Annotated in this window: 28 protein-coding genes; 12 read left to right on the forward strand and 16 right to left on the reverse strand. The window is 64.8% G+C overall.

Annotated features, from left to right (window positions below; all coding sequences use genetic code 11):
- The first annotated feature begins 21 nt into the window (after positions 1-21).
- From fliO to fliR, 4 genes are read left to right on the forward strand one after another with little or no spacing between them, the layout of a single operon-like run.
- Positions 22-756: a flagellar biosynthetic protein FliO gene (gene fliO / locus QPK31_RS03750; protein ID WP_290421607.1), complete on the forward strand. Its 735-nt coding sequence runs from the start codon at positions 22-24 to the stop codon at positions 754-756.
- Positions 746-1489 (forward strand): flagellar type III secretion system pore protein FliP, encoded by a 744-nt coding sequence (gene fliP / locus QPK31_RS03755; protein WP_290421608.1) that lies wholly within the window; start codon positions 746-748, stop codon positions 1487-1489. The genes fliO and fliP overlap by 11 nt, the downstream gene beginning before the upstream one ends.
- Before the next feature lie 9 nt (positions 1490-1498).
- Positions 1499-1768, forward strand: coding sequence for a flagellar biosynthesis protein FliQ (gene fliQ / locus QPK31_RS03760; protein WP_290421609.1), 270 nt, complete (start codon positions 1499-1501; stop codon positions 1766-1768).
- Positions 1769-1778: 10 nt separating this feature from the next.
- The gene (fliR, locus tag QPK31_RS03765) at positions 1779-2624 is read left to right on the forward strand and encodes a flagellar biosynthetic protein FliR (protein WP_290421610.1); all 846 of its coding nucleotides are present in this window, start codon (positions 1779-1781) and stop codon (positions 2622-2624) included.
- A gap of 40 nt (positions 2625-2664) precedes the next feature.
- On the opposite strand, the gene QPK31_RS03770 is transcribed toward fliR, so the two are convergent.
- Positions 2665-2901, reverse strand: coding sequence for a hypothetical protein (locus tag QPK31_RS03770; protein WP_290421611.1), 237 nt, complete (start codon positions 2899-2901; stop codon positions 2665-2667).
- A gap of 159 nt (positions 2902-3060) precedes the next feature.
- On the opposite strand from QPK31_RS03770, the gene QPK31_RS03775 reads away from it, so the two are divergent.
- Positions 3061-4461: a PLP-dependent aminotransferase family protein gene (locus QPK31_RS03775; RefSeq protein WP_290421612.1), complete on the forward strand. Its 1401-nt coding sequence runs from the start codon at positions 3061-3063 to the stop codon at positions 4459-4461.
- A 96-nt stretch (positions 4462-4557) separates the two neighbouring features.
- Here QPK31_RS03775 and QPK31_RS03780 read toward each other — a convergent pair whose 3' ends face one another.
- Entirely contained in the window at positions 4558-4983 is a 426-nt protein-coding gene (locus QPK31_RS03780) for a hypothetical protein (RefSeq protein ID WP_290421613.1), read from the reverse strand.
- Positions 4984-5205: 222 nt separating this feature from the next.
- Between QPK31_RS03780 and QPK31_RS03785 the strand changes: the two genes are divergently transcribed.
- Both QPK31_RS03785 and QPK31_RS03790 read left to right on the forward strand, forming a co-directional pair.
- Positions 5206-7593: an EAL domain-containing protein gene (locus tag QPK31_RS03785; protein ID WP_290421614.1), complete on the forward strand. Its 2388-nt coding sequence runs from the start codon at positions 5206-5208 to the stop codon at positions 7591-7593.
- A gap of 188 nt (positions 7594-7781) precedes the next feature.
- Positions 7782-8438, forward strand: coding sequence for a PEP-CTERM sorting domain-containing protein (locus QPK31_RS03790; RefSeq protein ID WP_290421615.1), 657 nt, complete (start codon positions 7782-7784; stop codon positions 8436-8438).
- 95 nt (positions 8439-8533) lie between these two features.
- Here QPK31_RS03790 and QPK31_RS03795 read toward each other — a convergent pair whose 3' ends face one another.
- Positions 8534-8962: a hypothetical protein gene (locus QPK31_RS03795; RefSeq protein ID WP_290421616.1), complete on the reverse strand. Its 429-nt coding sequence runs from the start codon at positions 8960-8962 to the stop codon at positions 8534-8536.
- Between the two features lie 77 nt (positions 8963-9039).
- Here QPK31_RS03795 and QPK31_RS03800 point away from each other — a divergent pair, with 77 nt between their 5' ends.
- A complete protein-coding gene (locus QPK31_RS03800) occupies positions 9040-9408 on the forward strand; it encodes a MerR family transcriptional regulator (protein ID WP_290421617.1) in 369 nt (122 codons plus the stop codon).
- Positions 9409-9525: 117 nt separating this feature from the next.
- Here the strand turns inward: QPK31_RS03800 and flgL are convergent, their stop codons facing one another.
- The 11 genes from flgL to flgB all read right to left on the reverse strand — a co-directional run bounded on the left by flgL (position 9526) and on the right by flgB (position 20458).
- Positions 9526-10743 carry a flagellar hook-associated protein FlgL gene (flgL, locus tag QPK31_RS03805; RefSeq protein WP_290421618.1) on the reverse strand — a complete coding sequence of 406 codons (1218 nt, stop codon included), beginning with the start codon at positions 10741-10743 and terminating at the stop codon, positions 9526-9528.
- A 26-nt stretch (positions 10744-10769) separates the two neighbouring features.
- Positions 10770-12725, reverse strand: a complete 1956-nt coding sequence (gene flgK / locus QPK31_RS03810) for a flagellar hook-associated protein FlgK (protein WP_290421619.1) — start codon at positions 12723-12725, stop codon at positions 10770-10772.
- An 83-nt stretch (positions 12726-12808) separates the two neighbouring features.
- Positions 12809-13747 carry a flagellar assembly peptidoglycan hydrolase FlgJ gene (flgJ, locus tag QPK31_RS03815; RefSeq protein WP_290421620.1) on the reverse strand — a complete coding sequence of 313 codons (939 nt, stop codon included), beginning with the start codon at positions 13745-13747 and terminating at the stop codon, positions 12809-12811.
- Between the two features lie 9 nt (positions 13748-13756).
- Positions 13757-14869 (reverse strand): flagellar basal body P-ring protein FlgI, encoded by a 1113-nt coding sequence (locus QPK31_RS03820; protein WP_290421621.1) that lies wholly within the window; start codon positions 14867-14869, stop codon positions 13757-13759.
- Between the two features lie 13 nt (positions 14870-14882).
- A complete protein-coding gene (locus QPK31_RS03825) occupies positions 14883-15533 on the reverse strand; it encodes a flagellar basal body L-ring protein FlgH (RefSeq protein WP_290421622.1) in 651 nt (216 codons plus the stop codon).
- A 32-nt stretch (positions 15534-15565) separates the two neighbouring features.
- On the reverse strand, positions 15566-16348 hold the full coding sequence (gene flgG, locus QPK31_RS03830) for a flagellar basal-body rod protein FlgG (protein ID WP_290421623.1): 783 nt from the start codon (positions 16346-16348) through the stop codon (positions 15566-15568).
- Positions 16349-16421: 73 nt separating this feature from the next.
- Positions 16422-17162, reverse strand: coding sequence for a flagellar basal-body rod protein FlgF (flgF, locus tag QPK31_RS03835; RefSeq protein WP_290421624.1), 741 nt, complete (start codon positions 17160-17162; stop codon positions 16422-16424).
- Between the two features lie 188 nt (positions 17163-17350).
- The gene (locus QPK31_RS03840; protein WP_290421625.1) at positions 17351-18886 is read right to left on the reverse strand and encodes a flagellar hook protein FlgE; all 1536 of its coding nucleotides are present in this window, start codon (positions 18884-18886) and stop codon (positions 17351-17353) included.
- Between the two features lie 38 nt (positions 18887-18924).
- A complete protein-coding gene (locus tag QPK31_RS03845) occupies positions 18925-19617 on the reverse strand; it encodes a flagellar hook assembly protein FlgD (protein ID WP_290421626.1) in 693 nt (230 codons plus the stop codon).
- A gap of 17 nt (positions 19618-19634) precedes the next feature.
- Positions 19635-20036 (reverse strand): flagellar basal body rod protein FlgC, encoded by a 402-nt coding sequence (gene flgC / locus QPK31_RS03850; protein WP_290421627.1) that lies wholly within the window; start codon positions 20034-20036, stop codon positions 19635-19637.
- A gap of 2 nt (positions 20037-20038) precedes the next feature.
- Positions 20039-20458, reverse strand: a complete 420-nt coding sequence (flgB, locus tag QPK31_RS03855; protein WP_290421628.1) for a flagellar basal body rod protein FlgB — start codon at positions 20456-20458, stop codon at positions 20039-20041.
- A 159-nt stretch (positions 20459-20617) separates the two neighbouring features.
- Here flgB and flgA point away from each other — a divergent pair, with 159 nt between their 5' ends.
- From flgA to QPK31_RS03875, 4 genes are all read left to right on the forward strand, one after another.
- Positions 20618-21316, forward strand: coding sequence for a flagellar basal body P-ring formation chaperone FlgA (gene flgA / locus QPK31_RS03860; RefSeq protein WP_290421629.1), 699 nt, complete (start codon positions 20618-20620; stop codon positions 21314-21316).
- 102 nt (positions 21317-21418) lie between these two features.
- Positions 21419-21727 (forward strand): flagellar biosynthesis anti-sigma factor FlgM, encoded by a 309-nt coding sequence (flgM, locus tag QPK31_RS03865; RefSeq protein WP_290421630.1) that lies wholly within the window; start codon positions 21419-21421, stop codon positions 21725-21727.
- 6 nt (positions 21728-21733) lie between these two features.
- Positions 21734-22201 (forward strand): flagella synthesis protein FlgN, encoded by a 468-nt coding sequence (locus QPK31_RS03870; protein ID WP_290421631.1) that lies wholly within the window; start codon positions 21734-21736, stop codon positions 22199-22201.
- Between the two features lie 162 nt (positions 22202-22363).
- On the forward strand, positions 22364-23092 hold the full coding sequence (locus QPK31_RS03875) for a hypothetical protein (RefSeq protein ID WP_290421632.1): 729 nt from the start codon (positions 22364-22366) through the stop codon (positions 23090-23092).
- A gap of 182 nt (positions 23093-23274) precedes the next feature.
- Here the strand turns inward: QPK31_RS03875 and QPK31_RS03880 are convergent, their stop codons facing one another.
- Positions 23275-23496 carry a hypothetical protein gene (locus QPK31_RS03880; protein ID WP_290421633.1) on the reverse strand — a complete coding sequence of 74 codons (222 nt, stop codon included), beginning with the start codon at positions 23494-23496 and terminating at the stop codon, positions 23275-23277.
- A gap of 39 nt (positions 23497-23535) precedes the next feature.
- Positions 23536-24048, reverse strand: coding sequence for a hypothetical protein (locus tag QPK31_RS03885; RefSeq protein ID WP_290421634.1), 513 nt, complete (start codon positions 24046-24048; stop codon positions 23536-23538).
- Positions 24049-24317: the final 269 nt, after the last annotated feature.

Below are 24317 nucleotides of genomic sequence, written 5' to 3' on the forward strand. Positions count from 1 at the left end.
ACGACTGCACACGGATCTGCCTTGCTGTCTTCCCTGTTGCGCGGACTCGGGGCGCGCGTGATGCTGGCGGCGGCGTGCGCGCTGCCGCTGGCGGCATCGGCCCAGGCGCCTGCGGTATCCGCACCACCTGCCGCACCACCCGTCGCCGCGCCTGCTGCAAGCGCCGCAAGACCGTCACCCGCAAGCGGCGCCACGAACATCCCAGCCTCCGGCGACGCCCAGGTCGACATCGTGCCGCCCGAGCGCGCCACCACCGTCGGCGAAGTGCCGACCACCGCCCGGAACCCGGTCAACGATCCGCCCACCACCGTGGTGCCTGCCGCCCCGGCCGCGATCCCCGGCACCCCGGCGCGGCCCGCGGCGATTCCCCAGCCCGCTCCCGGCCTGTCGACCGGCATCCTGATGCAGACCATCTTCGCCCTGCTGATGGTGCTGGGCCTGCTCGCCGCGCTGGCCTGGGCCGCCAAGCGCTTCGGCCCCAGGCTGACCGGCAATTCCGCCAACCTGCGCCTGGTCGGGGCGCTGAACATCGGCGGGCGCGAACGCATCATGGTGGTGGAAGTGGGCAACCAGTGGATCGTGGTCGGCGCCTCGCCGGGCCGCGTGAATGCGCTGGCGACCATGCCGCGCCAGGACACGGGGGCCACGGGCGCGGCTGGCGTACAATCGGGCGCCACCCTGGCCGGCGACACCTTGCCCACCACGAATTTTTCCGACTGGCTCAAAAAGACGATCGACAAACGCAATGCGAAATAAGAAATTCCTGCTGATCGCCGGCCTGGCCGCGCTGCTGCCGCTGGCCGCGCTGGCCCAGCCGGGTATCCCGGCACTCACCACCAGCCCCGCGCCAGGCGGCGGCACCGAGTACTCGCTGCCGGTGCAGACGCTGCTGCTGATGACGGCGTTCACCTTCCTGCCGGCGGCCCTCCTGATGATGACCAGCTTCACCCGCATCGTCATCGTGCTGTCGCTGCTGCGCCAGGCGATCGGCACCCAGACCGCGCCGCCGAACCAGGTGATGGTCGGCCTGGCCCTGTTCCTGACCCTGTTCGTGATGGGCCCGACCTTCGACAAGATCTATACCGACGCCTACGTGCCGCTGCAGGAAAACCGCATCCAGATGACGGAAGCGATGAACCGCGGCGCCGCGCCCCTGAAGGACTTCATGCTGAAGCAGACGCGCCAGTCGGATCTGGCGATGTTCGCCAAGATCTCGCGCACCCCGGCCCTGCAGGGCCCGGAAGACGTGCCGCTGCGCGTGCTGATCCCGGCCTTTGTCACGAGCGAACTGAAGACGGCCTTCCAGATCGGCTTCGCGATCTTCATTCCTTTCCTGATCATCGACATGGTCGTGGCCTCGGTGCTGATGGCGATGGGCATGATGATGATGTCGCCGGCCGTGATTTCGCTGCCGTTCAAGATGATGCTGTTCGTGCTGGTCGACGGCTGGCAACTGCTGCTGGGTTCGCTTTCCCAGAGTTTTAACTAGGAACGCGCCATGACTCCGGAATCCGTCATGACCCTCGGCAAGCAGGCCATGGAAATCACCCTGCTGGTGTCGGCGCCGCTGCTGCTGGTGGCGCTGATCATCGGCCTGATCGTCAGCATCTTCCAGGCCGCGACCCAGATCAACGAAGCCACCCTTTCCTTCATTCCGAAGCTGGTCGGCGTGTTCATCGCCCTGGTGGTGGCGGGGCCGTGGATGCTGTCGGTCATGCTCGACTACATGCGGCAGGTGTTCACCGGCATTCCGAACATGGTCGGCTAAGTCCTGCCCGATGCTGACGCTGGTTTCGTCCGATATCAATGCCTGGATCGCCGGCCTGCTGTGGCCGCTCACGCGCATCCTCGGGCTGGTCGCGTCCGCGCCCCTGTTCGGCCACGCCAGCGTGCCGGTGTCGGTGAAAGTCGTGCTGGGCGTGCTGCTGGCGCTGGTGATCGCGCCCACCGTGCCGGCCGTGCCCGCGCTTGACCCGATGTCGTATGCGGGGCTGCTCATCCTGGTGCAGGAACTCCTGATCGGGCTGGCGATGGGCTTTTCGATGCGCCTGGTGTTCGCGGCGGTCGAGTATGCCGGGGAACTCGCCAGCTCGACCATGGGCTTCGGCTTCGCGTCTTTCTTCGATCCGTCGACCCAGGGCCGTTCGGCGGCGATCAGCCAGTTCCTGTCGATGGTGGCGACCATGGCCTTCCTGGCCGTGAACGCCCACCTGGTGCTGCTGGCGGCCCTGGCCGAAAGCTTCGTCAGCCTGCCGATCTCGGCCACGCCGCTGTCGCTGGCGGCGCCGCTGGAACTGGTGCGCTGGGGCTCGCGGATTTTCTCGGCGGGGCTGCAACTGGCGCTGCCCATCCTCGGCGCGGTGCTGATCGTCAACGTGGCGCTCGGCATCCTCACGCGCGCGGCGCCGCAGCTGAACATCTTCGGCATCGGCTTCCCGATCACGCTGGGTGTCGGATTGCTGACCTTGAGCATTGCCCTGCCCTACCTGGGCACGCCGATCGTGAATTTGTTCAACGAGGGGATCGAGGCGGGGCGGCGGATTCCGCGCGTAGCCAGCGAACGGGTACCGGCGTCCGTGCCGCCGGCGCCGGGGCCGGCGCCCGCAGCGCCTGTGCAGGACTAGGCGCCCGCATCACGCGGTCGCGGCCGGCCCTTCCCTGCCATCACGACAGGTTCAAGTCCATACCGAGCTTCCTGGCAATGAAGAGCGTCCCGAACACCAGGACCACGCACAACACCAGGAAAATGGCGGCGATCTTGCCGGCCGCGCGCAGCACCTCGCGTCGCTCCTTTTCCCGTCCCTTCTTTCCTTGGTCGTAATGCCATTTGATGGCGAAAAACATCCCCGTGCCCAGCACGAGAAACTTGAATGTGACGGCGACGATGGGAAACCATTCCATGATGTTGCGTATTCCAGGTGATGAGTTGACACAATGTCCGGTAGAGGATGTGCCGGATGCGGATGAGAGAGGAAGAAACGCCGGCGACCGCGCTGCAAGGGTGGTGTTGCGGGTTCTGAGGCATTCTACTCAAAAACAATTTCCATACATCGAGACAAAATGTCCCAGTTGAAAACCATACAAGACGAGGATGCGCCGGGCTGGCTGCCGCGCCTGGCCGTGCACGGCGGGCCGCGTTTCCTGCAGATTGCGGATGCCTTGCAGGCGGCGGTGGCCGAGGGGACGCTGCAACCCGGCGACCGCCTGCCGCCCCAGCGCCGGCTGGCGGCGCGGCTGCGGGTCGACCTGACCACGATCACGCGCGCCTACGACGAAGCCAGGCGCCGCAACCTGCTGGAGGGCCGCGGCGCGCGCGGCACCTATGTGGCGGCGCCGAAGGCCGAGTTGACCGCGGTCCTCGACCTCAGCATGAATACCCCGCCGCCGCCGGACGGCGTGGACTTCGACGACCTGCTGCAGCAGGGTCTGGCGCAGGTCCTGATGCGGGCGGACAATGCCTTGCTGATGACCTACCACCTGGGCGGCGGCAGCGAGGCCGACCGCAAGGCGGGCGCCGCCTGGCTGGCGCCGATGTTCGGCCAGGTGGATGCCAGCCAGCTGGTCGTCTGCCCGGGTGCGCAGGCGGCGATCGCCGCCTTGATCCTTGCGCTGACGGCGCCTGGCGACGTGATCCTGGCGGAGCCGGCGACCTATCCCGGCCTGCGCGCCGCGGCGACCCAGTTCGGCCGGCGCATCGTTGCGGTGGACGCCGACCGGCACGGCATGCTGCCCGCGGCGCTGGAGGAAGCCTGCCGCCGGCACCAGCCCGGGCTGGTCTACCTCAATCCGACCTTGCAGAATCCGACCGCCGTGACCATGCCGGAACGGCGGCGCAAGGAACTCGCCGGCGTCGCCCGGCGCTGCAAGGTGCGCATCGTCGAGGACGATCCCTACTGGCTGCTGGCCGACTCCCCGCCGGCGCCGATTGCCGCGCTCGCCCCGGAACAGGTGGTCTACATCTCGACCCTGTCGAAATGCCTGACGCCCGGCCTGCGTGTCGCCTTCGTGCTCATTCGCGATCCCGGCGAACGCGAACGTTTCCTGGTCGCGCTCAGGTCGTTCGCGCTGATGGCCGCGCCGCTGACGGCCGCCCTGGCCACCCAGTGGATACGCGACGGTTCGGCCGGCCGCCTGCTGGAAGGCGTGTGCAAGGAAGCGCGCCTGCGGCACCGGATGGCGCGCGATGTCCTGGCGGGGCGCTACAGCGGCCTGGGCGACGGCCTGCACGTGTGGCTCGCCTTGCCGGCCTACTGGAACTCCGCCCAGCTTGCGCGCGCGGCCGACAGCGAGGGCATTGCGGTAACACCGGCGGAGGCCTTTGCAAGCGGCGGCGCATCCGTGAATGCCATCCGGATTTCCCTCGGCAGCATTCCCGACCGCGGACGCTTGCAGGCGGGTCTGCAACGGCTGTCGCAGCTGCTTGCGCGGCGGCCCGAGTCGTTCGGCGGCGCCGGCGTTTGACCACACAGAAACATCGCGCGGCATTCGGGCGTTTCTTCCATGCGGCCGCACTTTGCTGCTGCCGTTGGAGGCAGGTCGGCGGGTTGTCCGGTTGCGCTAAGGTAGGGCCTTGTATTTCCCGGGCCGCGCTTGCCGGGTGCGGTCGACCGTCCAGGCGCTCAGCCTGCTGACTTCGCCTACGGCTCCATGCCATAGTCCCATATGCCCTGCTGCGTTGGCGCGGAACGTGCCCTCCACCATTACGTACGTCTTGTTCAGCTTCGCCGCTGCTTGCCGTTGGGAGTCCGTCAGATCGATCGCGATGCTGTTCTGCATGATCGCGTGCCTGAAATCGTCGTGATGGAGATACACTGCATCGCCTTCGAATTGCAGATGCAGGTAAGCGATGACGCGGATCGCCTGGCCATCGAACCGTGCTGGATCAGCAATCAATTGCACCATAGAGACCTCCCTGGGCTCCTCGGCGGCCGCCCAGCCCATGCTGCCGACCATCAAGGCAAAAGTGAGAACGAGGGATTTCATGTGGGGATGGGGCGTCCAAAGTCATGGCCATCAGGCCTGGTATTTTAGCTTTCCAGTCAATAATAACCCAGCCATTCTTGCTGCCGAGTCAACAGTTAAAATTAACTTCCTATCTGCCGCACGCGAGAAATCAGCGCTCGCACGGCACCAGTCGCTGCGCTATCATGGCCTGTCATACATGCCGAGCCGCCGGGCATTTGCTCAGCGGCCACGGAGAGCACCTTGAATCTCTCACCCTTGCCGCTTGCCGTCTTCGTGGTCGATGCCACAGGCAGCATCACGAGCTGGAACCGGGCCTGCGAAAAGCTGGCCGGGTACACGGCGGCGGACATCCGCAACCAGACCCTGGAGCGCCTGATCGCCTTCGACGATGCAGGCGCCGCAGGCGCGATCCCGGTCGCCGCCCGCGCGGATGCCGAGTCGACCGGTCACCTGCTCTGTTCGAATGGCAACCGCCTGCCGATCCGCGTGACGATCGCGCCGCAGTCGTTTGACCCTGACCAGCCCGGCAGCTTCAGCGTGATCGTCATTCCGCGTACCGGCGTCGTGCCGCCGCGCTATTCGCTGATCCAGGACTTGCCGGTGGCCGACATCATCGAGGGCCTGCCCTGCGTGTTCTACGTGATCGACCAGAGCGGCCACCTGCTGCTGTGGAACCACCAGCTCGAGGAAGCGCTGGAGATGTCGAGCGAGGAACTGCCGACCAGTAACGTCAAATTCTTCTTCGACGAGAAGGAGCGGCCGGCCATCGTGCAGAAGATCCTCGACGCCTTCGACCACGGCAGTTCCTCGCACGAAGCCGAGCTGATCGGCAAGCACGGGCGGCGCACCACCTTCCTGTTCCATTGCGCGCGCACCAGCCTGGGCAGCCTGCCCTGCGTCTTCGGCACCGGGCTCGACATCGATGCGCGCAAGCGGACCGAGCAGGGGCTGCGGGTGCGCGAGCGCGCCATCTATTCCAGCGTGAACGCGATCGTCATCACCTGCTGCGAAGGCGGCGACAACAAGATCGAGTACGTGAACCCCGCCTTCGAGCAGATGACCGGCTATACGCTGGCCGAGATCAAGGGCCGCAACCCGCGCTTCATGCGCATCGAAGGCTGCGACGTGCAGGAACACAAGCGTGTCCACGATGCGCTGGCGCGCCGGGAAAGCGTGCGTTCGGTGCTGCGCAACCGGCGCAAGAACGGCGACATCTTCTGGAACGACCTGCGCATCGACCCGGTGAGCAATATCGATGGCGAGGTGACGCATTTCGTGGCCGTCATCAACGACATCACCGAGGCGCGCCATTACGAGCGCCGCCTGCACCACCTGGCCCACCACGACCCGCTCACCGGCCTGGCCAACCGCACCCTGCTGCAGGACCAGCTGAAGGAGGCCATCGAATTCGCCCTGCACAACGGGGTGCTGGGCGCCCTCGCCTTCCTCGACCTCGACAACTTCAAGCACATCAACGACAGCCTGGGGCACGAGGCCGGCGACGCGGTGCTGCAGGAAATCGCCCAGCGGCTGCGCGCCAACATGCGCGAGAACGACACGGTGGCGCGCGTCGGCGGCGACGAGTTCGTGCTGGTCATCCAGGACCAGCCGAGCCTGGAACACGTGGCCGACCTGGTCGAACGCATCCGGCGCAGCGTGCGCGACCCGATCGAGGTGGCCGGCAAGGAAATCGTGCCCGGCACCAGCATCGGCGTCGCCCTGTTCCCAGTTGACGGCGACAACGTCGACCGCATCATGCGCGCCGCCGACGCCGCCATGTACCACGCCAAGACCCTGGGCAAGAACAATTGCCAGTTCTATTCGGACGAGCTGAACCAGATCGTGCACCAGCACCTGATGCTGGAAGCCAGCCTCAGCCGCGCGATCCGCAACGGCGAGATGATGCTCGGCTACCAGCCGAAGGTGGACCTGCGCAGCGGCAAGGTGGTCGGCGCGGAAGCCCTGGTGCGCTGGCGCCATCCGGAACACGGGATGATCTCGCCCGACGAATTCATCCCGGTGGCCGAGGAAACCGGCCTCATCGTGCCCCTGGGCGAATGGGTGCTGGCCGAAGCCTGCGGCGCCCTGAAGGCGATGCAGGCGCTCGGCATCCACGACTTCGTGATCTCGGTGAACCTGTCTGCGCGCCAGCTGCGCCAGCGCCAGTTCGCGCGCCATTTGGCCGAGGTGCTGGAACGGCACCAGGTCGATCCGCGCATGCTGGAACTCGAAGTCACGGAAAGCCAGTTGATGGACCGTCCGGCCGAGGCAATGGAAGCGCTGGCCGAACTCAAGGCGCTCGGGGTGCGCCTGTCGATCGACGATTTCGGCACCGGCTATTCGAGCCTCAGCCATTTGCAGAAATTCCCGGTCGACTTCATCAAGATCGACCGCTCCTTCCTGGGCGGCGGCGTGCACGACGGCCACGCCGTCATCACCCGGGCGATCATCGCGCTCGGGCACAGCCTGAAAATGAAGGTCATTGCCGAGGGCGTGGAAACCCGGGAACAGCTGGCGTTCCTGCGCCACCATCACTGCGACCAGATGCAGGGTTACTACTTCAGCGGGGCGCTCACCCAGGATAAATTGCAGGAAATGGTGAGCAATGACGACCGTTTAACGACGTAAATACGAATGGTGTTTCGTAACTAGTAATTTCCTGTCGAAATTCTTTACAATGCGTAACAATGTTTTATCGACAACAAAGCTTGTTTTGACATAAGTTGCTGAATTTATAAGGTAATTTCCAGCTGGCACGGCGCTTGCTAAATAGGTAACGAAGTCCTTTTTCGATACCTGTTCCAACTGGAGACATAATGAAAGCAATCATCAAGCGCGCCCTTCCTGCCCTGCTGCTCGCCTGCGCGGCGTCCGCCAACGCAAGCGTCATCGATCTGGGGTCGGTCGACAAGAACTACGGCAGCGCGACGGGCTACGTCAACACGAACACCGGCGTGCGCAAGCCGTGCGACAAGATGGGCACCAACGCAGTGACCGTCAAGGACACGCCATCGGGCTGCACCTGGTTCAACGACGTCTTCGATTTCAGCGCGCTGGGCACGAAGAACATCGACAGCTTCGACCTGACCCTGACCTTCAGCAACACCAACGATTCCTTCGTGCTGGGCCCGACCCGCACCTATGAAGACTGGCGCGTGCAGGTGGGCGATTCGGCCACCAGCAAATCGGCCGTGGAAATGGACCTGCTGAACAGCCTCGCCCTGACCACCCAGACCTTCCATATCGACGCCGCGAGCCACGCCGACGTGTTCGCGAACATCGCCGCGAACGGCAAGTTCTACCTGTCCTTCCGCGACGATTCCTGGCTGTCGAGCGATTTCATCCTGCGCAGCGCCAGCCTGAAGGTCAACGGCATCGAAGCCGCCGACGTACCGGAACCGTCGAGCATCGCCCTGTTCGGCGTGGCCATGCTGGGCGCCGCCTACGCACGCCGCCGCCGCGCCGCCAAATAAGCGCTGCCAACTAAGCGCTGCCAACTAAGCGCTGCCAACCAGGCGCCGCGTCGCAGCAAGCCAGGCCGCTCCCGGTTCGCCGGAGCGGCCTTTTTTCATGCCCCGAGCGGCCTGGCGCCGGTCGCCGCATCGGTGCACCTGGCCAGCGGCCACCACTGCGCCACGCCCCAGGCGCATTCCGGCACCAGCAGCAGCCACAGCAGCGGCGCGCCGGTTGCCATCAGGGTCCAGGCCATCCAGCTTGAGAACAGGAAGCGCGCCGCGCCGTCGTACAGGCCGAGCCGGCGGCTCGGGTGGCGCAGGCGCAGCAGCGACCACACGGTCACGACGCTGCCCAGCAGGCCGGCGATGAACATATGGAAGGGTTCGAACGCCGGCAGCGGCATACCGCCAAGCCCGACGTTCAGCTGCGACATCAGCGCGTGCATGAACGCCAGGGTCCAGGGCGTGGCCAGCGGCGCGGTGACGGCGAGGTCGTACAGGGCGCTGGCCTGCACCAGCTTGCGGTAGGCGGAAAGTTGCATCGAATGCTCCATGATCGAAAGACCCATGGTGAAGCCTGGAGTATACTCCAGGGTCAAGCATTTTTTGGGAAGCGATCATGCGCATTGGAGAACTGGCCGCGGCGACCGGCCTCAGCCGCGACACCCTGCGCTTCTACGAGGAACGCGGCTTGCTGGCGGCGCGCCGGCGCGCGAACGGTTACCGCGACTATCCGCCGGAAGCGGCGGAATGGCTGTGCTATCTGCGCAGTGCCCAGGCGCTGGGGTTCACGCTGGCCGAGATCGAGGCGGGGATGCCGCTGCTGGCCGATCAGGCGAACGCGGGGCCGGAACTGCGTGCGGCCTTGGAACGCAAGCTGGGCGATATCGATGCGCGGATTGCGGGGTTGGCGCAATTGCGTGCGGCGCTGGCGCGCAAGGTGGAGGACCTGGGGGCGGATTGTCCGTTGCGGCCGGCGGCGCGATAACGCAGCGCTACGGCCCGGTGGGTTCGAGAACCCACTCTACGGTCGCTTTGAACGCTAACGGGACTGCAGTGAATAACGTAGGGTGGGTTCTCGAACCCACCAGTTCAATCGCCAGCCTTAGCCGATGTAATTGAACAGCGACAGCCCCGACATCGTCTTGAACGATTTCTGCGCCGCTTCCAGCGTGGTCTGCTGGGTGGCGTAGTCCGAGATCGCCTTGACGATATCCAGGTCCTGCAGCTTCGACAGCGTGCCCTTGTACTGGATGCCCAGGTCCGAGCCCTGGTCTTCCAGGTAGTCGAGTTCCTTCATGCGCGAACCGACCGAGGCGCGCACGGTCAGCATGTTGTCGAGCGAGGACTTCAGGCCTTCGCTGGCGGTGCTGAGCTTGTTGGCCAGGGTGGCCAGGCTGCCGCTGTCTTCGCCGGAATCGCGCAGCGCGTTGACCAGGTTGGTCATGGTGGTGAAGATCGATTCCTTTTCGCTCGGCTTGACCTCGAACTTGTCGCCATTGGCTGGTGCGCCGGTGATGGTGAACGAGGTGCCGTCGAAGGCGATCTGCTTGCCGGCCACGTAGGGCTCGTCGCTCAGCACCGCCGTTTTCGGGCTGGTGCTGTTGTCGGTGACGGTATACGTCGTCTTGTCGCCGTCGACCTTGAATTCCAGCGTGTAGTTGTGGCCGGTGAGCTTGGTGGCGTCCGAGACCGAACCGGAGCCGGCCACCGCGCTGCCGGTGTTGCCGTCGACCATCTTGGTCTGGTAACTGCCGTTGCCGGTGCGGTTGTTCTCGAAGATCGAACTGCCCGAATCGCTGATCGCGATCGAGCGCGAGGAGCCGACCTGCAGCTTGCGCTGGCCCTGGTCGCCCTGGTAATTCGCGCCGCTGTCGGTCTGCACGAAGGGCATCGTGGTGCCCTTGTAGCCCGAGAACAGGTAGCCGCCCGAACCGTCGGCGGTATTCGCGATGCCCAGCAGGTCCTGCATGCGGCCTTCGATCTCGGTGGCGATCTGCAGGCGGTCCGACTTCGACAGCGTGCCGTTGCCGGCCTGGACCACCAGGGTCTGCACGTCCATCACCAGGTCGGCGCCGTTGCTGATCGCGCTTTCCACCAGCGACAGCGAGCTGTTCGCGTTGGCGCGGTTGGTGCCGTACTGGGTGTTCAGCGACTGCGACTGCGTCACTTCCAGCGCGCGCGCCGAGGCGATCGGGTCGTCGGCCGCGGTCAGCACGCGCTTGTTGGTCGCCAGCTGGTTCTGGGTGCGCGCCATCTGCGACTGCAGGGAATTCAGTTGCGAGGTGGCGTTTTCGTAGATGGTCTTGGTACTGATGCGCATGGCCGGTCTCCGCTTGATTCTCGGAATTAACGTGCGATCGACAACAGCGTGTCGAAAATGGTGTTGGCAATCTGCATGACCTTGCCGGCGGCCTGGTAGGCCTGCTGGTACTTCAGCAGATTGGTCGCTTCCTCGTCCAGGTTCACGCCCGACACGTCGAGCGCGGCGCCCTGCACCTGCTTGAGCAGGGCTTCGTTGGCGCTGGCGTTCACCTGTACTTCGCGGGTCTTGTTGCCGACCGTGCTGACGGTCTGGGCAAACGCCGACTGCAGCGTGGCGCTGGCGCCGTTGAAGATGTTCCTGGTCTGGATCGCGCCCAGGGCCTGGATGTTGCGGGTGTCGGCATTGCCGGCGGTATTCGCGTTGATCGTGAAGGTGTCGCCGGTCTGCGGCACGCCGCTCATGCTCATGTTCACGCCGTTGAAGCTGTAGCTGGCATTCGCCGCGAACGGGGCGCTGCCGCCGGTATAGCTCTTGGTCTCGCCGTTCACGGTCACGTTCACGGTGGCGCCGGCCGGGAAGCCCGACAGGTTGCCGCTGTCCTTGTCATAGGTCAGCGTCACCGGCAGCGCCGGCTTGTCGGTGTAGTACTCCTTCGACACGCTGCCCGCGCTGATCTGGCCGGTGCCCTTGTTGGCGGTCGGGGCGGCGGTGGCGATCGGCGCGCCGGCGGCGATTTCGCTCACGTCCGACAAGGCCAGCGCCATGTTCGAGGCGCCCAGCGCGGTCGGGCGCACCAGGTAGTTGTCGCCCGAGGCGGCATTGCCCGACACGCTGAACTCGACGCCGTCGATGCTCTGCTTGGTGCCGGCCGGGTCGTAGGGCTCGATCTTGGTCTTCTTGTTGTCGGACAGGCGGGTGACGTAGAAGCTGCTGCCGTCGGACTCGACCTTGTAGTCGCTGTCGGTCAGCTTGGTCGGGTCGGTAACCACGGCGCCGACCTTGGCGGTGCTGGTGCGGTCGTTGTCGACGGCGGCCGCCACGTAGGCCGGGCCTTGCACGAAGAAGTCCTTGCCCTGGGCGCCGGAACCGTCGATGCCCAGCTTGTGCTGGTCGTTGAAGGTCTGGGCCAGGCCGATCGCCAGGCGGCCGATCGAGTTCTGCACGCGGTCGAGGGTGCCGCTGCGGAATTCCAGCAGGCCGCCCAGTTCACCGCCCGAGAGCGCGCTTTCCGGCAGCTGCACCACCTTGTCGCCGGTGGCGTAGCCGACCGTCACGCGGGTCAGGTCGGTCGGCGACTTCATGGTTGCCAGCTGGAAGGCTTGCTGGCCCACCACCAGCGGCTGGCCGTTGCCGATCGAGACGTTCAGCGCATTGTTGCTGCCGGCGGTCACGGTGGCTTTCACGTGCTTGTTCAGCTCCATCACCAGCTGGTCGCGCTGGTCGAGCAGGTCGTTCGGCTGGCGGCCTTCGGTCGAACCGTAGGAGCCGATCTTGGCGTTCAGTTCCGAGATCTGCTTGGCGTAGGTGTTGATCAGGTTGACGTTGGTTTCGATCGAGGTGTTCACGCCGGCGTCGATTTCTTCCAGGCGCGCGTCGATCTGCTGGAAGCTCGCCGCCAGGGTTTCGGCCGACGACAGCAGCGCCTGGCGCGACGGCACCGAGGCGCCGTTGCCGGTCACGTCCTGCACCGCCGAGAAGAAGTTCTGGATCGCCGGCGACAGGCCGGCCGTGGTGTCGGCCAGCAGGTTGTCGATCTGGCTGATCTGGCTGTAGTAGGAATCGAGCGAGCTTTTCGCGGCCGTCGTGGTGCGCACCTGGTTGTTCAGGAAATCGTCGCTGTAGCGCTTGATCTCGGCGATCTTGGTGCCGGTGCCGACGAAACCATAGCCGTACTCCATCGTCGTCGACGTGGCCTGCACCACGCCCTGGCGGCTGTAGCCTTCCACGTTGGCGTTGGTGATGTTGTGGCCGGTCGTGGCGAGTGCGGTTTGCGCCGCGTACAGGCCAGTTTTGCCGATGCTGAGGAGGTTTCCGGACATGACGTTTTCTCTATGTGCTGTGTTCTTCTACGGCAGCGTTCGTCAAAACTTGAGCGCCTTTTTGACGAATCTGATGCCTGTCTTTATGCCAACGAGTTCTTGATGATCTTCGACAGCTTGTGGCCGTAGTTCGGGTCGGTCGCGTAACCGGCGCGCTGCAGGCCGTGGGCAAACGCCGCCGCATCGCCGTTGCTGTTGATGACCTTTTCGTAACGTGGATTGTTCGCCAACATGCGGGCGTAATCCTTGAACGAATCGGCCGGCGTATCGTAGGCGCGGAACTTCTCCACGCGGCGGTGGGCGACACCGTTCACGTATTCGGTGGTGACGGCGGTGGCAACCTTGCCTTTCCAGCCGGGGCCGGCCTTGATGCCGAACAAATTGTTGCTGTTGCTGCCGTCGGCATTCCGGATCATGCGCTTGCCCCAGCCGGTTTCCAGCGCGGCCTGGCCCAGCATGAACTTGGCCGGCACGCCGGTCACCTGTTCGGCGGCGGCCGCGTGGGCGCCCAGCTTTTCCTGGAAGGCCTGCACGTGCGGCGCCTGGGTACGGCCGCTGGCGCTGATGCCCTGGGTCTGCAGGCCGGCGTCCAGGCCTTCCTTCAGCGGGCCGGCTTTTGGCTTGAGCGGAATCTCGAGCGCGGCGGCCACGCCGTCGCGGCCGACGGCGGTCGAGGACTCGCTGCCGATGGCCAGCGCCTTGGCGTCGGTCTGCACCGACAGCTGGCGGGTCAGCACGTCGGCCAGGCCCATGCCGCGCTTGGCCAGGTTCTGGCTCAGCTGCTGGTCGAGCATCGAGGTGAACATCTTGGTCTGCTGGTTGTCGGTCAGTCCATCCTGCGGCGTGGCGTCGCGCATGCTCTTCATCATCTGGTTGATGAACATGGCTTCGAACTGGGTCGCCGCGCCCTTCAGGGCCTCGGGCGAACCGGCCTTGGCCGATTGCTTGAGCGAGCCGAGGCTTTGCGCGTCGAGCGCAAACTTGTTGCTCAGGTCGTTCGTGGATGGGCTGTTACCGATCATGGTGCGTCCTTAGATGATCTCGAGTTCGGCGCGCAGCGAGCCTGCCGCTTTCAGGGCCTGCAGGATCGCCAGCAGGTCTTGCGGCGAAGCGCCGATCGAATTCATGGCCTTCACGACTTCCGCCAGCGACGCGCCGCCTTTCACCAGCAGCACCTTGCCCGGGTCCTTCTTGATTTCCACCGACGGCGTGGTGGTCACCGCGGTCTGGCCGCGCGAACCCGGCGCCGGCTGGCTCACGTTCGTATCGGCGCCGATCGTCACCGACAGATTGCCGTGCGAAATCGCGCAGGTGTCGAGCGTGACGGCCTGGTTCATCACCACCGAACCGGTGCGCGCGTTCAGGATCACTTTCGCGGCAGCGGCGGCCGGCTTGACGTCGATGTTTTCCAGCAGGCCAATGAAGCTGACGCGGGCATCCGACGAGGCCGGGGTGCGCACGCGGATCACGCGGCCGTCGAGGGCGGTGGCGGTACCGGCGCCGAACTGGTTGTTCACGGCCTCGACCACGCGGCTGGCGGTGGCGAAGTCGGTGTTGTTCAGCTCCAGGCGGATCTGGTTGTTTTCGCCCAGGTTCGAGGCGACGGCGCGCTCGACGGTGGCGCCGGCCGAGATCTTGCCGACCGACAGGTGGTTCACCTGGACTTGCGCACCGCCGCCGCCGCTTGATGCGCCAACGCCGCCGACCAGCACGTTACCCTGGGCCATGGCGTAGACCTGGCCATCGGCGCCGTGCAGCGGGGTCATCAGCAGCGTGCCGCCGCGCAGGCTTTTCGCGTTACCGATCGACGACACGGTGATGTCGATGTTCTGGCCCGGCTGGGCGAAGGCCGGCAGCGAGGTCGTGACCATCACGGCCGCGACGTTCTTGAGTTGCAGCTGGCCGGTCGGCGGCAGGTTCACGCCCTTCTGCTGCAGCATGGCGATGATCGACTGCACGGTGAACGGGGTCTGGCTGGTCTGGTCGCCGGTGCCGTCCAGTCCCACCACCAGGCCATAGCCCGACAGCTGGTTCTGGCGCACGCCGGCGATACTGGTCATGTCCTTCAGGCGCTCGGCCTGGGCCAGCGGCGCAGCGGCGGTGAGAGCGGCGCACAGCGCCAGCAGCGGGAAATTGAAACGCATGATCACTCCGGAATCAGAAAGGCAGCAACGACTGGAAGAAGCGCGACATCATCGAGTTCATCTCGGCACGGTCGAGCTGGCTGCTGGTGCGGTATTCCACACGCGCATCGGCCACCACGGTCGACGACACCACGTTGCCGTTCTGGATGGTGTCGGGGCTGACCATGCCCGAGAAGCGGATGAACTCGATGCCCTTGTTCATCGCCACCTGCTTTTCGCCGGCCACGATCAGGTTGCCGTTCGACAGCACTTCGGTGACGGTCACGCCGATGGTGCCGGTAAAGGCGTTGCTGGCGCTCTGGTTGTCGCCGTCCGAGAACTTGGTGCTGCCTTCGGCCGCCACGTTGGCGCCCAGCTTCGACTGGATCACGCCCGGCAGGCCGAAGCTGGCGCTGCCCGACTTGTTGCCCGAGCTGGTACCGGCCTTGTTGGCCGAGGTCTTTTCGACAATGTTGATGGTCAACAGATCGCCGATCTGGCGTGCGCGGCGGTCTTCGAACATCGGGCGGTAGCGCGCGGCGTTGTAGATCGCGCCGTCGGTCGGCGGCGCGACTTCGGCCAGGGCCGGACGCGCGCTGCGCGTTTCCTGCACGATCGAGGTCGGGGTGGTGCCGCAGCCGGCCAGGACCGCAGCGACAGTAGCGATGAAAGCGAGCTTTTTCATGGATTTCAGAAGTAAGATCAGACGTGTACGAATTAGAGCTGGGACAGTTTTTGCAGCATCTGGTCGGACGTCGTGATCGCCTTGCTGTTGATCTCGTAGGCCCGCTGGGTTTGAATCATGTTGACCATTTCCTCGACCACGTTGACGTTCGAGGTTTCCACGTAACCCTGCATGATCACGCCGGCGCCGTTGGTGCCCGGGGTGTTCGCATTCGGGTTGCCCGAGGCGGTGGTTTCCAGGTACAGGTTCTCGCCCTTCGATTCCAGGCCGGCCGGGTTGATGAAGGTCATCAGTTGCAGGTTGCCGATCTGGGTGGTGGCGGTCGAACCGGCGGTCTTCACCGACACGGTGCCGTCGCGGCCGACGGTGATGGTTTCGGCATTCGCCGGCACGGTAATCGGCGGCTGCAGCGGGTAGCCGCTGGAGGTGACCAGGGTACCGTTCGAGTCGGTCTGGAACGAGCCGTCGCGGGTATAGGCCTGGGTGCCGTCGGGCAGCAGCACCGGGAAGAAGCCGGTGCCGTTGATCATGACGTCTTTCGCGTTGCCGGTTTCCTGCGGGTTACCCTGGGTGAAGATGCGCTCGGTCGAGACGGCGCGCACACCGGTACCGAGCTGCAGGCCGGACGGCAGGTTGGTTTGCTGCGAGGATTGGGCGCCGGGCTGGCGCTGGGTCTGGTACAGCAGGTCCTCGAACACCGCACGCGACTTCTTGAAACCGTTGGTGCTGACGTTGGCGAGGTTATTGGTGATGACGTCGAGGTTGGTTTGCTGCGCCTCGAGACCGGTCTTGGCGATGTACAGCGAACGAATCATGGGTTTCTCCTATTGGCGGCGGCGCTGGTGGCAACAACGCCCCACGCACAATAGAATTATGCTGGAGAAACACTTAGTTCAAAGCGAGGATCTGGCTGGCTTTCGCGGCGTTATTCTCGGCGTTCTTCATCAGGCTCATTTGCGTTTCGAAGGACCTTGCCAGGCCGATCATGGACACCATGGCATCGACCGCATTCACGTTGCTACCCTCTAAAGCGCCGCCGGCCACGCGTACGCTCGGGTCGGCCGGGGCATTGCTGCCGTCCTTCAGGCGGAACAGGCCATCGTCGCCGCGGGTCAGGTTGTTCTGGTCCGGGTTCACCAGCTTCAGGCGGCCGAGGATGACCGGCGCGGCCGGGCGCTCGGCATTCGAGATGGTGGAGATGGTGCCGTCGCCGCCGACCGTCACGGTGACGTCGGGCGGGATCGTGATCGGGCCGCCCTCGCCCATGATGGTCTGGCCGCTGGAGGTGGTCAGCACGCCGTTCGGGCTCATCTGCAGGGCGCCGTTGCGGGTATAGGCTTCCGTGCCGTCGGCGTTCTGCACCGCGATCCAGCCCGGGCCCTTGACGGCGACGTCGAGGTCGCGGCCGGTCATCTGCAGCGGGCCGCCGGTGAAGTCGGCGCCGACGGTGTTATTGACGACAAAGGCGCGGGTCGGCAAGCCCTCGCTTTGCACCGGCACGGCGCGGAAGGTGTCGAGCTGGGCGCGGAAACCGGTCGTGTTCAGGTTCGCCAGGTTGTTCGAGGTCGTGGCCTGCTGCTCGAGGACGTGTTTGGCGCCGGAGGCGACGGTGTAGATCAAGCGGTCCATGTATCTTCCTTCTTTATCGTGCCGGGGTGTGCATCGATTCGTTGTGGTGCCGGGGTGTGCATCGGTTCGTTGTGGTGCCGGGGTGTGCATCGGTTCGTTGTGGTGGGTTCGAGAACCCACCCTACGTAGGGTGGGTACTCGTACCCACCACTCACCGCGTGAAACTCACGCGGCGTCGATTACATCAATTAACGCAGGTTCACCAGGGTCTGCAACACCGAATCCTGCGTCTTGATGGTCTGCGCATTCGCCTGGTACACGCGCTGCGCCGTGATCATGTTGACCAGCTCGGCGGTCAGGTCGACGTTCGAGGTTTCCACCGCCGACGACTGCAGCACGCCGAAGCTGCCGGAATCCGGGGTGCCGATCAGCGGCGTGCCCGACTTGGCCGATTCGGCCCAGGCGTTGTTGCCGAGCGGTTCCAGGCCGTTCGAGTTGGCGAAGTTCGCCAGCACCACCTGGCCCAAGGGTTTACTCTGGCCGTTGCTGTACTGGCCGAGGATGATGCCGTCGTCGCCGATCGAGAAGCGCTGCAGGTGGCCGGCGGCGTAGCCGTCCTGGGTCAGCTTCTTGTCGCTGGTGGCGGTGCCGTACTGGGTGCTGCCGGTAAAGGCCAGTTCCATGGTCTGGGTCGGCTCGGAACCGGTCGACGGGAAGATCGGCAGGGTCACGTTCATCTTGCCGCCACCCGTGGTGTTCACGGCGTTCAGCGCACCGTTTTCGTCGAAGCGCAGGGTGCCGATCGGCACTGCCGGCACTTTCACGGCGCCGGCGATGGCCTTGTCGATCTGGTCGGGCGAGTAACCGGCGATGCGCGCGGCGTCGGCGCCGGCGGTGGCGATCGAGGCCTGGATGTCGGTGCTGGCGCCGGCGGTGCCGGCGGCGGCGGCGACCATCTTCGACGCTTCGGTGGCGTAGTTCTGCAGGGCGGCGGCGATGTCGGCCGGCACCGGTGGAATCGCCTTGGTGGCGGCGGTCCAGGCGTCGCGGGCGGCATTCACGGCGGCGAAGTCGGCGCCCGTGCCCTGGGCGGCCTGCGCCACCTTCAGGTTGGTCACTTCGGTACCGTCGTTGGCGGCGTACACGTCCCAGGTGCCCGAGCCGTTCTTCACGTAGAAGGTCGACAGCACGTGGGCATTGCCCAGGGTGTCGTAGACGTCGACCGGGGTCTGCTTGTTGTAGGTGTTCGGGTCGGACGCGTCGAACGGGGTGACGGTCGGCGCCACGGCGCGCGAGTCGAGGTTCATTTCCACGCCCACCTTGGTGGTCGACACCGGCTTGATGTCGGAGGCATTGATCTGCAGCGGGTTCGGGGCGCCGGCCAGGATCTGGCCGGTGGCGCCGACGCCGTAGCCGGTCAGCTTGGCGCCTTGCGCGTTGGTCATGAAGCCGTCCTTGTCGAGCGAGAACTGGCCGTTGCGGGTGTACTGCACCATGCCCGAGGACACGGTACGGAAGAAGCCCTGGCCGTTGATGGCCACGTCGAGCGAGTTGTTCGAGGATTCGATATTGCCTTGGGTGAACTGCTGGGCAATCTGCGATACCTTGGTACCGATACCCGCGGTCATGCCGCCGGCGCCGTTCAGCGAGCTGGCATACACGTCCGCGAACTGCGCGGTCGAACCCTTGAAGCCGACGGTGCTGGCGTTGGCGATGTTGTTACCGATGACGTCGAGGGATTTGGCAGCGCCGTTCAAGCCGCTCAGACCTTGTTGAAAAGACATTTAGTTCTCCAGATAAGATAAAAGTTGAGCGGCTGGGCTCAGAGTACTTGTTTGATGTCGGCCAGGGTGATGGCGCCCTTGCCTGCGAGGTTGATCTTCACCCCGTCTTTGGAATTCGTGCTGACGCTGGCGACGCTGTCGAGCGACAGGCCCTTGACGTCGGTGAGCGGCTGGCCGCCGCGCGATGCCTCGACGCGGAAGGTGTAGCCGCCGTCGGCCAGGGTGGCGGCATCGACCGCATCCGAGCTGCCGTCCCAGGCCAGCGGGGTCGAACCCGCTTCCATGGCGCCGAGGTCGATGGTGGCAACGTCCTTGCCGTTCTTCGGATCGCTGACGATGACTTTCACGTTGTCGGCCGCGGTGGCGAGGTCGACGCCGAACACCGACTTGCCGCCGGTCAGGCTGATGTTGTTGCCCTCGATCAGCACGCCATGGCCGATCAGGTTGGTCGCCGACAGCGCTTCGCTCGACTGGTAGCTCGACTTCAGCGTTTCCAGGGTCTCGTTCAGCTTGTTCACGCCGGTCACGGTCTGCAGCTGGGCCAGCTGGCTGGTCACCTGGGCGTTGTCGAGCGGATTCAGCGGATCCTGGTTCTTCAGCTGGGTCACCAGCAGGGTCATGAACTTGTCGGTGTCGGCCTGGACGCTGTCGGTCGCGGTCTTCTTCGTGTTCATGGTCGACATCAGGTCGTTGATCGAGGTGCCGGAGGTCGTGTTGGTTACGGTGGACATGGAATGGTTGGCTCAGGTTATTGACCGAGGGTCAGGGTTTTCAGCAGCATGCTTTTCGCGGCGTTCATGGTTTCGACGTTGTTCTGGTAGGAACGCGAGGCCGACAGCATGTTGACCATTTCGTCCACCGGGTTCACGTTCGGCATCGACACGTAACCCTTTTCGTCGGCCAGCGGGTTCTTCGGGTCGTAGACCTGTTTCAGGGGCGACGGGTCTTCCACCACTTCGCGCACCTTGACGCCGGTGGCGCCGCTGTTCATCGGCACCGCTTCGAACACGACCTGCTTGGCGCGGTAGGCTTCGCCGCTGGCGGAGGTGGCGGAGTCGGCATTGGCCAGGTTGCTGGCCACCGTGTTCAGGCGCTGGGCCTGGGCGCTCATGGCCGAGCCCGAGATATTGAAGACATTAAAGAGCGACATGATTATTGCCCGTTCTGGATCGCCGCCAGCAGGCCGCGGATCTGGTGGTTGATCATGGTAATGCCGGCTTCGTAGCGCAGCGCGTTGTCGGCAAACTGGTTGCGCTCGACGTCCATGTCGACCGTGTTGCCGTCGACCGCGCCCTGCAGCACGCCGCGGTACAGCACTGGGGTGCCGTCTGGCAGGGTCTTGCCGTCCGCCGCGCCCTGCATGTGGGCGTTGTTCGTGGCCGCCAGGCCGTTGCTGCTCCCACTTCCTTTCGCCAGCGCGCCCTGCATGGCGCTGGCGAAGTCGATGTCGCGCGCCTTGAAGTTCGGGGTGTCGGCGTTGGCGATGTTGGACGCGATCAGTTCCTGGCGCTGGGCCCGCAGGGACAGCGCTGTTTCGTTGAAGCGTAGGTAATTGTCGATTTTGCCGATCATGCCGCCTCCGGGCCGATAACTTGTTGGGACAGGCTGAATGATACGTACGGGCAACAACAGCCAATCGATGGATAAGGGCGGGCAAACCGGGTTTATTCAAAGTTTCGCTGTGGCATCTAGCCGCCTAAGATGGCGTCATTCCGAATCAGGTTGGATGCCATGTTCAAGAACTCGCTACTGTTTACCGCTGCTGTCTTGTTGGCCGCGCCCCCTGCCTTTGCCCAAAGCGCTCCAGCGCGCCAGGACGGCGCCGCCCTGCGCAAGGTGGCCGAGCAATATCTGCAGGCACAAAGCGCCGGCCTGCCCGGCAAGGTGACGGTCAAGATCGGCGCGGTCGACCCGCGTTTGTCGCTGGCCGCCTGTCCGGCGCCGGAAGCTTTCCAGCAGCCGGGCGCCCGCCCCTGGGGCAAGACCACGGTCGGCGTGCGCTGCACGGCGCCGGTGTGGAATGTGTTCCTGCAGGCCCAGGTGAGCGTGCTGGCCGACTACGTCACCGCCGCGGTGCCGCTGGCCCAGGGCCAGGCCATCGATGCCAGCCAGTTGACAACCATGCAAGGCGACATCGCCGCCATGCCGAACGGGATCATCACCGACATGGGCCAGGCCATCGGCCGCACGCCGGTCGTATCGCTGCCGGCCGGGGCGCCGCTGCGCCTCGACTCCCTGAAGAGCAAACCGGTGGTGCAGCAGAACCAGGCCGTGCGCATCGTCTCGTACGGCGAGAACTTCTCGGTGACCGGCGAAGGCAAGGCCATCGGCAATGCCGGCGAAGGGCAAGTCGTGCAGGTCCGCACCCCGCGCGGGGCGATTGTCAGCGGTACGGCAAGGGCTGGCGGCGTGGTGGAAGTGACATTGTAAAAAAACCTCAAGAGAATGGCCTCGATTGCTAAAGTTTGTGGGTAGCTAGCCGTTACACAGTGCAGATCCCGGAGTTCCTGCTCCGAACCGAAAGGATAGGCTGTGAAAATCAACGACACCCTCAAAGGCACGCAAGGCCTTCAGCAACAAACGCAAACCACGGCAGCCAACGCAAAACAGGCGGAAAAAGCTGCCGCCACCGCCGCCCCGGCCCAGACCGACAGCGTACGCCTGTCGTCGCAAGCCCAGGCAACGAGCGGTACCGGCAAGGCGAACGAAGTGTTCGATGCCAAGAAAGTTGAACGTATCAAGATGGCAATTGCCGATGGGCAGTTCCAGGTAAATTCAGAAAGGATCGCGGACGGTCTCTTGGATACCGTGCGCGACCTGCTCCACTCACGCAACCGATAGAGACCCATGACCCGTCCGCACGCCACCCTCCCCGCCGAACACGAGCGCATCGCCGCGCTGGTTGACATGATGAAGCAGGAACAGCAATTGCTGATGGCGGCGGACGCGGACGCCCTGGCCGAACTCGTCCCGCACAAGGCCGCACTGGTGCAGGAACTGGCGCAGCTGTCGCGCCAGCGCCATGCGACCCTGGGGGGGATGGGGTTCGACGCCTCGGAAGCCGGCATGGAAGCCTGGGTCGTATCGCACGCCGATGCCGAGACCCGCGGCGGCTGGTCGGCCCTGCTGGCCTCGACCGCCGAGGCAAAGGAACTGAACCGGGTGAACGGCCTGCTGATCAACCGCCAGCTGGCGCATAACCAGACCGTGTTGCAGGCGCTGCGCACCCCGACCGGCGCCGCCGAGTCGACCCTGTATGGCGCCAAGGGGCAAACCTTCGGCGCCGGCGCGGCGCGGCGCTTCCTGTCGGTGTGAGTTTCCGGTTTTCTGAATGCGATGACGGCCGCTGATGCGGCCGTTGTTGTTTCTGCGCGCTTTGTGCCGTCTGATCCGTGATTTTGACAGTCTGTCGCTCAGGCAAGATCGGGGCCGGGGCAGCTTGTTATGCTTGGGTTTTCGGATAACAGGCTCCTTCCCATGGCACTACGTTTTCTCCTGGCCGCCGTCGCACTCGCCGGCAACGTGCAGGCCGCCGAGCCGGCCGGCAGCGGGCCGCAGGTCGTCCACGTCAACGGAACCGCGCTGGGCCAGCCCATGGCCTGGCGTTACGCGCTGCTGCAGACGGCGCGGGCCACGTTCGAGCAGCACGCCGCCGCCCAGGCGCCCGGCGCACAGCTGAGCTTCCGGCTGCCCAGGGCCGATCCGGCGCAGGAAGGCAACCTGGTCGAGATCGTCTCCGGAGACAAGCGTCTGCTCCTTGCCATGGCCGCGCCCGCCAGCTTCGCCCTGCCCGGTCACGACACCGTGGATGACGGCGACGCGATGGTGGTGGCCAACAAGGACTTCCCGAAGGGCAGCTACCTGCATCCGAACGTGCAGGTGCGCTCCCCCGGGCTGCCGGCCAATGTCGTGCGCATGGGCGACCTGCGCCTGGCCTGCGCGGCGCAAGTGGCCATGGCAAAGAAGGAAAGCCTGAAGTTCCGGCTGTTGCTCGGCACCGTGGGCCTGTTCGCGGACCTGTGCGGCGAAATGGAAGTGACGAGCATGAATGCGCCGGCTGGCCGCTACGACACGATCACGATCGAGGATGGCGAGCGCACACTGACCTTTGCCAAATCACAGGACAAGCTGCCGCGACTGGGCGAGAAAAGCTGGTCGGACAATGCGCGTATCCGGTACATGGCGAGCGAGCAGACTGTCCAGTAGCGCTGGCCGGCATGCCCGCGTCCGAAAAGCCGGCCTACTTCTGATAATGCACGATGACCAGCCGCTGCGCCGGACTGACCACGATCGTCGCACCCGGACGTCCATGCGCGAAGTAAGCGCCTGGCGTAACGAGCGCCCGGTTGACGCGCTCCTGCACAGCCGCCGGCACGTCGGAGCACGCGTCATAGACGCACACGTCCGGGCCGGTCGGCAGGCCGGGTCCGCTGGCGCGCATACCGGTTCCAGGCGAGCACAGGCGAGGCAAGCATCGCACCCGCCAGCCGCAGCACGGGCACCATGCCCGCCTTGCGGTACACGAGACCGAAGAAGCGCTTCGTTCCCAGGATGAGCGCATACAGCAGCGCCAGGACAAGGCACAGGACGATCCATCCGAACACGGTCATGGGTCGCTCAGTTTGTAGCGAACGGACAAGGCTGCAGGTTCAAGGCAGCTTGACGCCGAGGTTGGCCAACACCGCATTGAACAGGGCTTCGGCGGCAGGACGGTCGGGTTCGCACACGATGGTCAGGTTGAAGATCTTCCTCGAGGTGACATAGCCGAGGTAGAGGTGGATGTTCTTGCCCGGCACCTCGGCGCCCATGTGCAGTTCCAGTCCGCTGCCGCCCGAATGCGGCTTGATGCTGCGATGAAGCAGCGCGACCTGGCCTGGCGCCAGCTGCTCGATCGCTTCCTGGCGGCTGCCGAGGCAGCGTTCGCCCACCATCGCCAGCTTTTCGTCGGGAATGGAATAGAAATCGATGCTGACGATGATGGCGGCCTTCAACGCCTCGGAATAGTAATGGAAGGTATTCTCCTGCGGCGTCGGGATCTGGCGCCAGTCCGCGGGAAGCTGCAGGTAAAACTCGTTGTAGGCGTACTCGAAGCTTTGTTCGGCCGGGCGTGGCGCGACCGGCTGCGCGGCCGTGGGAAGCTTGAACGAATAACTGATCTTCAAAACGGTTTCCTTGTCACGGCAGGCGTTGAGAGACGGAAGAGTTGCCAGATGAGTATAGCGCTGGCTTTGTTATAGGAGTCTCACCAATATCCACGGGCTGGGGGCTGGGAACGTTGCCGGTATGGTGCATGGTGGGTTCGAGAACCCACCCTACGTAACTGGGAACCTTGCCAGCACGGTGAATGGTGGGTTCGAGAACCCACCCTACGTAACCTTGCCTTTACGCAAGTTCTCGACGGAATAACAGGCACACAGTGTTCCTTGGTCTA

The organism is Massilia sp. YIM B02769 (assembly GCF_030411995.1).
Classification (GTDB): Bacteria; Pseudomonadota; Gammaproteobacteria; order Burkholderiales; family Burkholderiaceae_D; genus Telluria.

Coding starts and splice junctions, on each gene's coding strand:
- QPK31_RS03800 (WP_290421617.1), top strand. CDS start 9,040: ATGCGCATTGGAGAACTGGCCGCGGCGACCGGCCTCAGCCGCGACACC.
- QPK31_RS03790 (WP_290421615.1), top strand. CDS start 7,782: ATGAAAGCAATCATCAAGCGCGCCCTTCCTGCCCTGCTGCTCGCCTGC.
- fliP (WP_290421608.1), top strand. CDS start 746: ATGCGAAATAAGAAATTCCTGCTGATCGCCGGCCTGGCCGCGCTGCTG.
- flgF (WP_290421624.1), bottom strand. CDS start 17,162: ATGGACCGCTTGATCTACACCGTCGCCTCCGGCGCCAAACACGTCCTC.
- flgL (WP_290421618.1), bottom strand. CDS start 10,743: ATGCGCATCAGTACCAAGACCATCTACGAAAACGCCACCTCGCAACTG.
- QPK31_RS03825 (WP_290421622.1), bottom strand. CDS start 15,533: ATGAAAAAGCTCGCTTTCATCGCTACTGTCGCTGCGGTCCTGGCCGGC.
- fliR (WP_290421610.1), top strand. CDS start 1,779: ATGCTGACGCTGGTTTCGTCCGATATCAATGCCTGGATCGCCGGCCTG.
- QPK31_RS03770 (WP_290421611.1), bottom strand. CDS start 2,901: ATGGAATGGTTTCCCATCGTCGCCGTCACATTCAAGTTTCTCGTGCTG.
- QPK31_RS03820 (WP_290421621.1), bottom strand. CDS start 14,869: ATGCGTTTCAATTTCCCGCTGCTGGCGCTGTGCGCCGCTCTCACCGCC.
- fliQ (WP_290421609.1), top strand. CDS start 1,499: ATGACTCCGGAATCCGTCATGACCCTCGGCAAGCAGGCCATGGAAATC.
- QPK31_RS03775 (WP_290421612.1), top strand. CDS start 3,061: ATGTCCCAGTTGAAAACCATACAAGACGAGGATGCGCCGGGCTGGCTG.
- flgB (WP_290421628.1), bottom strand. CDS start 20,458: ATGATCGGCAAAATCGACAATTACCTACGCTTCAACGAAACAGCGCTG.
- flgK (WP_290421619.1), bottom strand. CDS start 12,725: ATGTCCGGAAACCTCCTCAGCATCGGCAAAACTGGCCTGTACGCGGCG.
- QPK31_RS03780 (WP_290421613.1), bottom strand. CDS start 4,983: ATGAAATCCCTCGTTCTCACTTTTGCCTTGATGGTCGGCAGCATGGGC.
- QPK31_RS03870 (WP_290421631.1), top strand. CDS start 21,734: ATGACCCGTCCGCACGCCACCCTCCCCGCCGAACACGAGCGCATCGCC.
- QPK31_RS03880 (WP_290421633.1), bottom strand. CDS start 23,496: ATGACCGTGTTCGGATGGATCGTCCTGTGCCTTGTCCTGGCGCTGCTG.
- flgC (WP_290421627.1), bottom strand. CDS start 20,036: ATGTCGCTCTTTAATGTCTTCAATATCTCGGGCTCGGCCATGAGCGCC.
- flgG (WP_290421623.1), bottom strand. CDS start 16,348: ATGATTCGTTCGCTGTACATCGCCAAGACCGGTCTCGAGGCGCAGCAA.
- QPK31_RS03840 (WP_290421625.1), bottom strand. CDS start 18,886: ATGTCTTTTCAACAAGGTCTGAGCGGCTTGAACGGCGCTGCCAAATCC.
- QPK31_RS03875 (WP_290421632.1), top strand. CDS start 22,364: ATGGCACTACGTTTTCTCCTGGCCGCCGTCGCACTCGCCGGCAACGTG.
- flgA (WP_290421629.1), top strand. CDS start 20,618: ATGTTCAAGAACTCGCTACTGTTTACCGCTGCTGTCTTGTTGGCCGCG.
- QPK31_RS03795 (WP_290421616.1), bottom strand. CDS start 8,962: ATGCAACTTTCCGCCTACCGCAAGCTGGTGCAGGCCAGCGCCCTGTAC.
- QPK31_RS03845 (WP_290421626.1), bottom strand. CDS start 19,617: ATGTCCACCGTAACCAACACGACCTCCGGCACCTCGATCAACGACCTG.
- flgJ (WP_290421620.1), bottom strand. CDS start 13,747: ATGATCGGTAACAGCCCATCCACGAACGACCTGAGCAACAAGTTTGCG.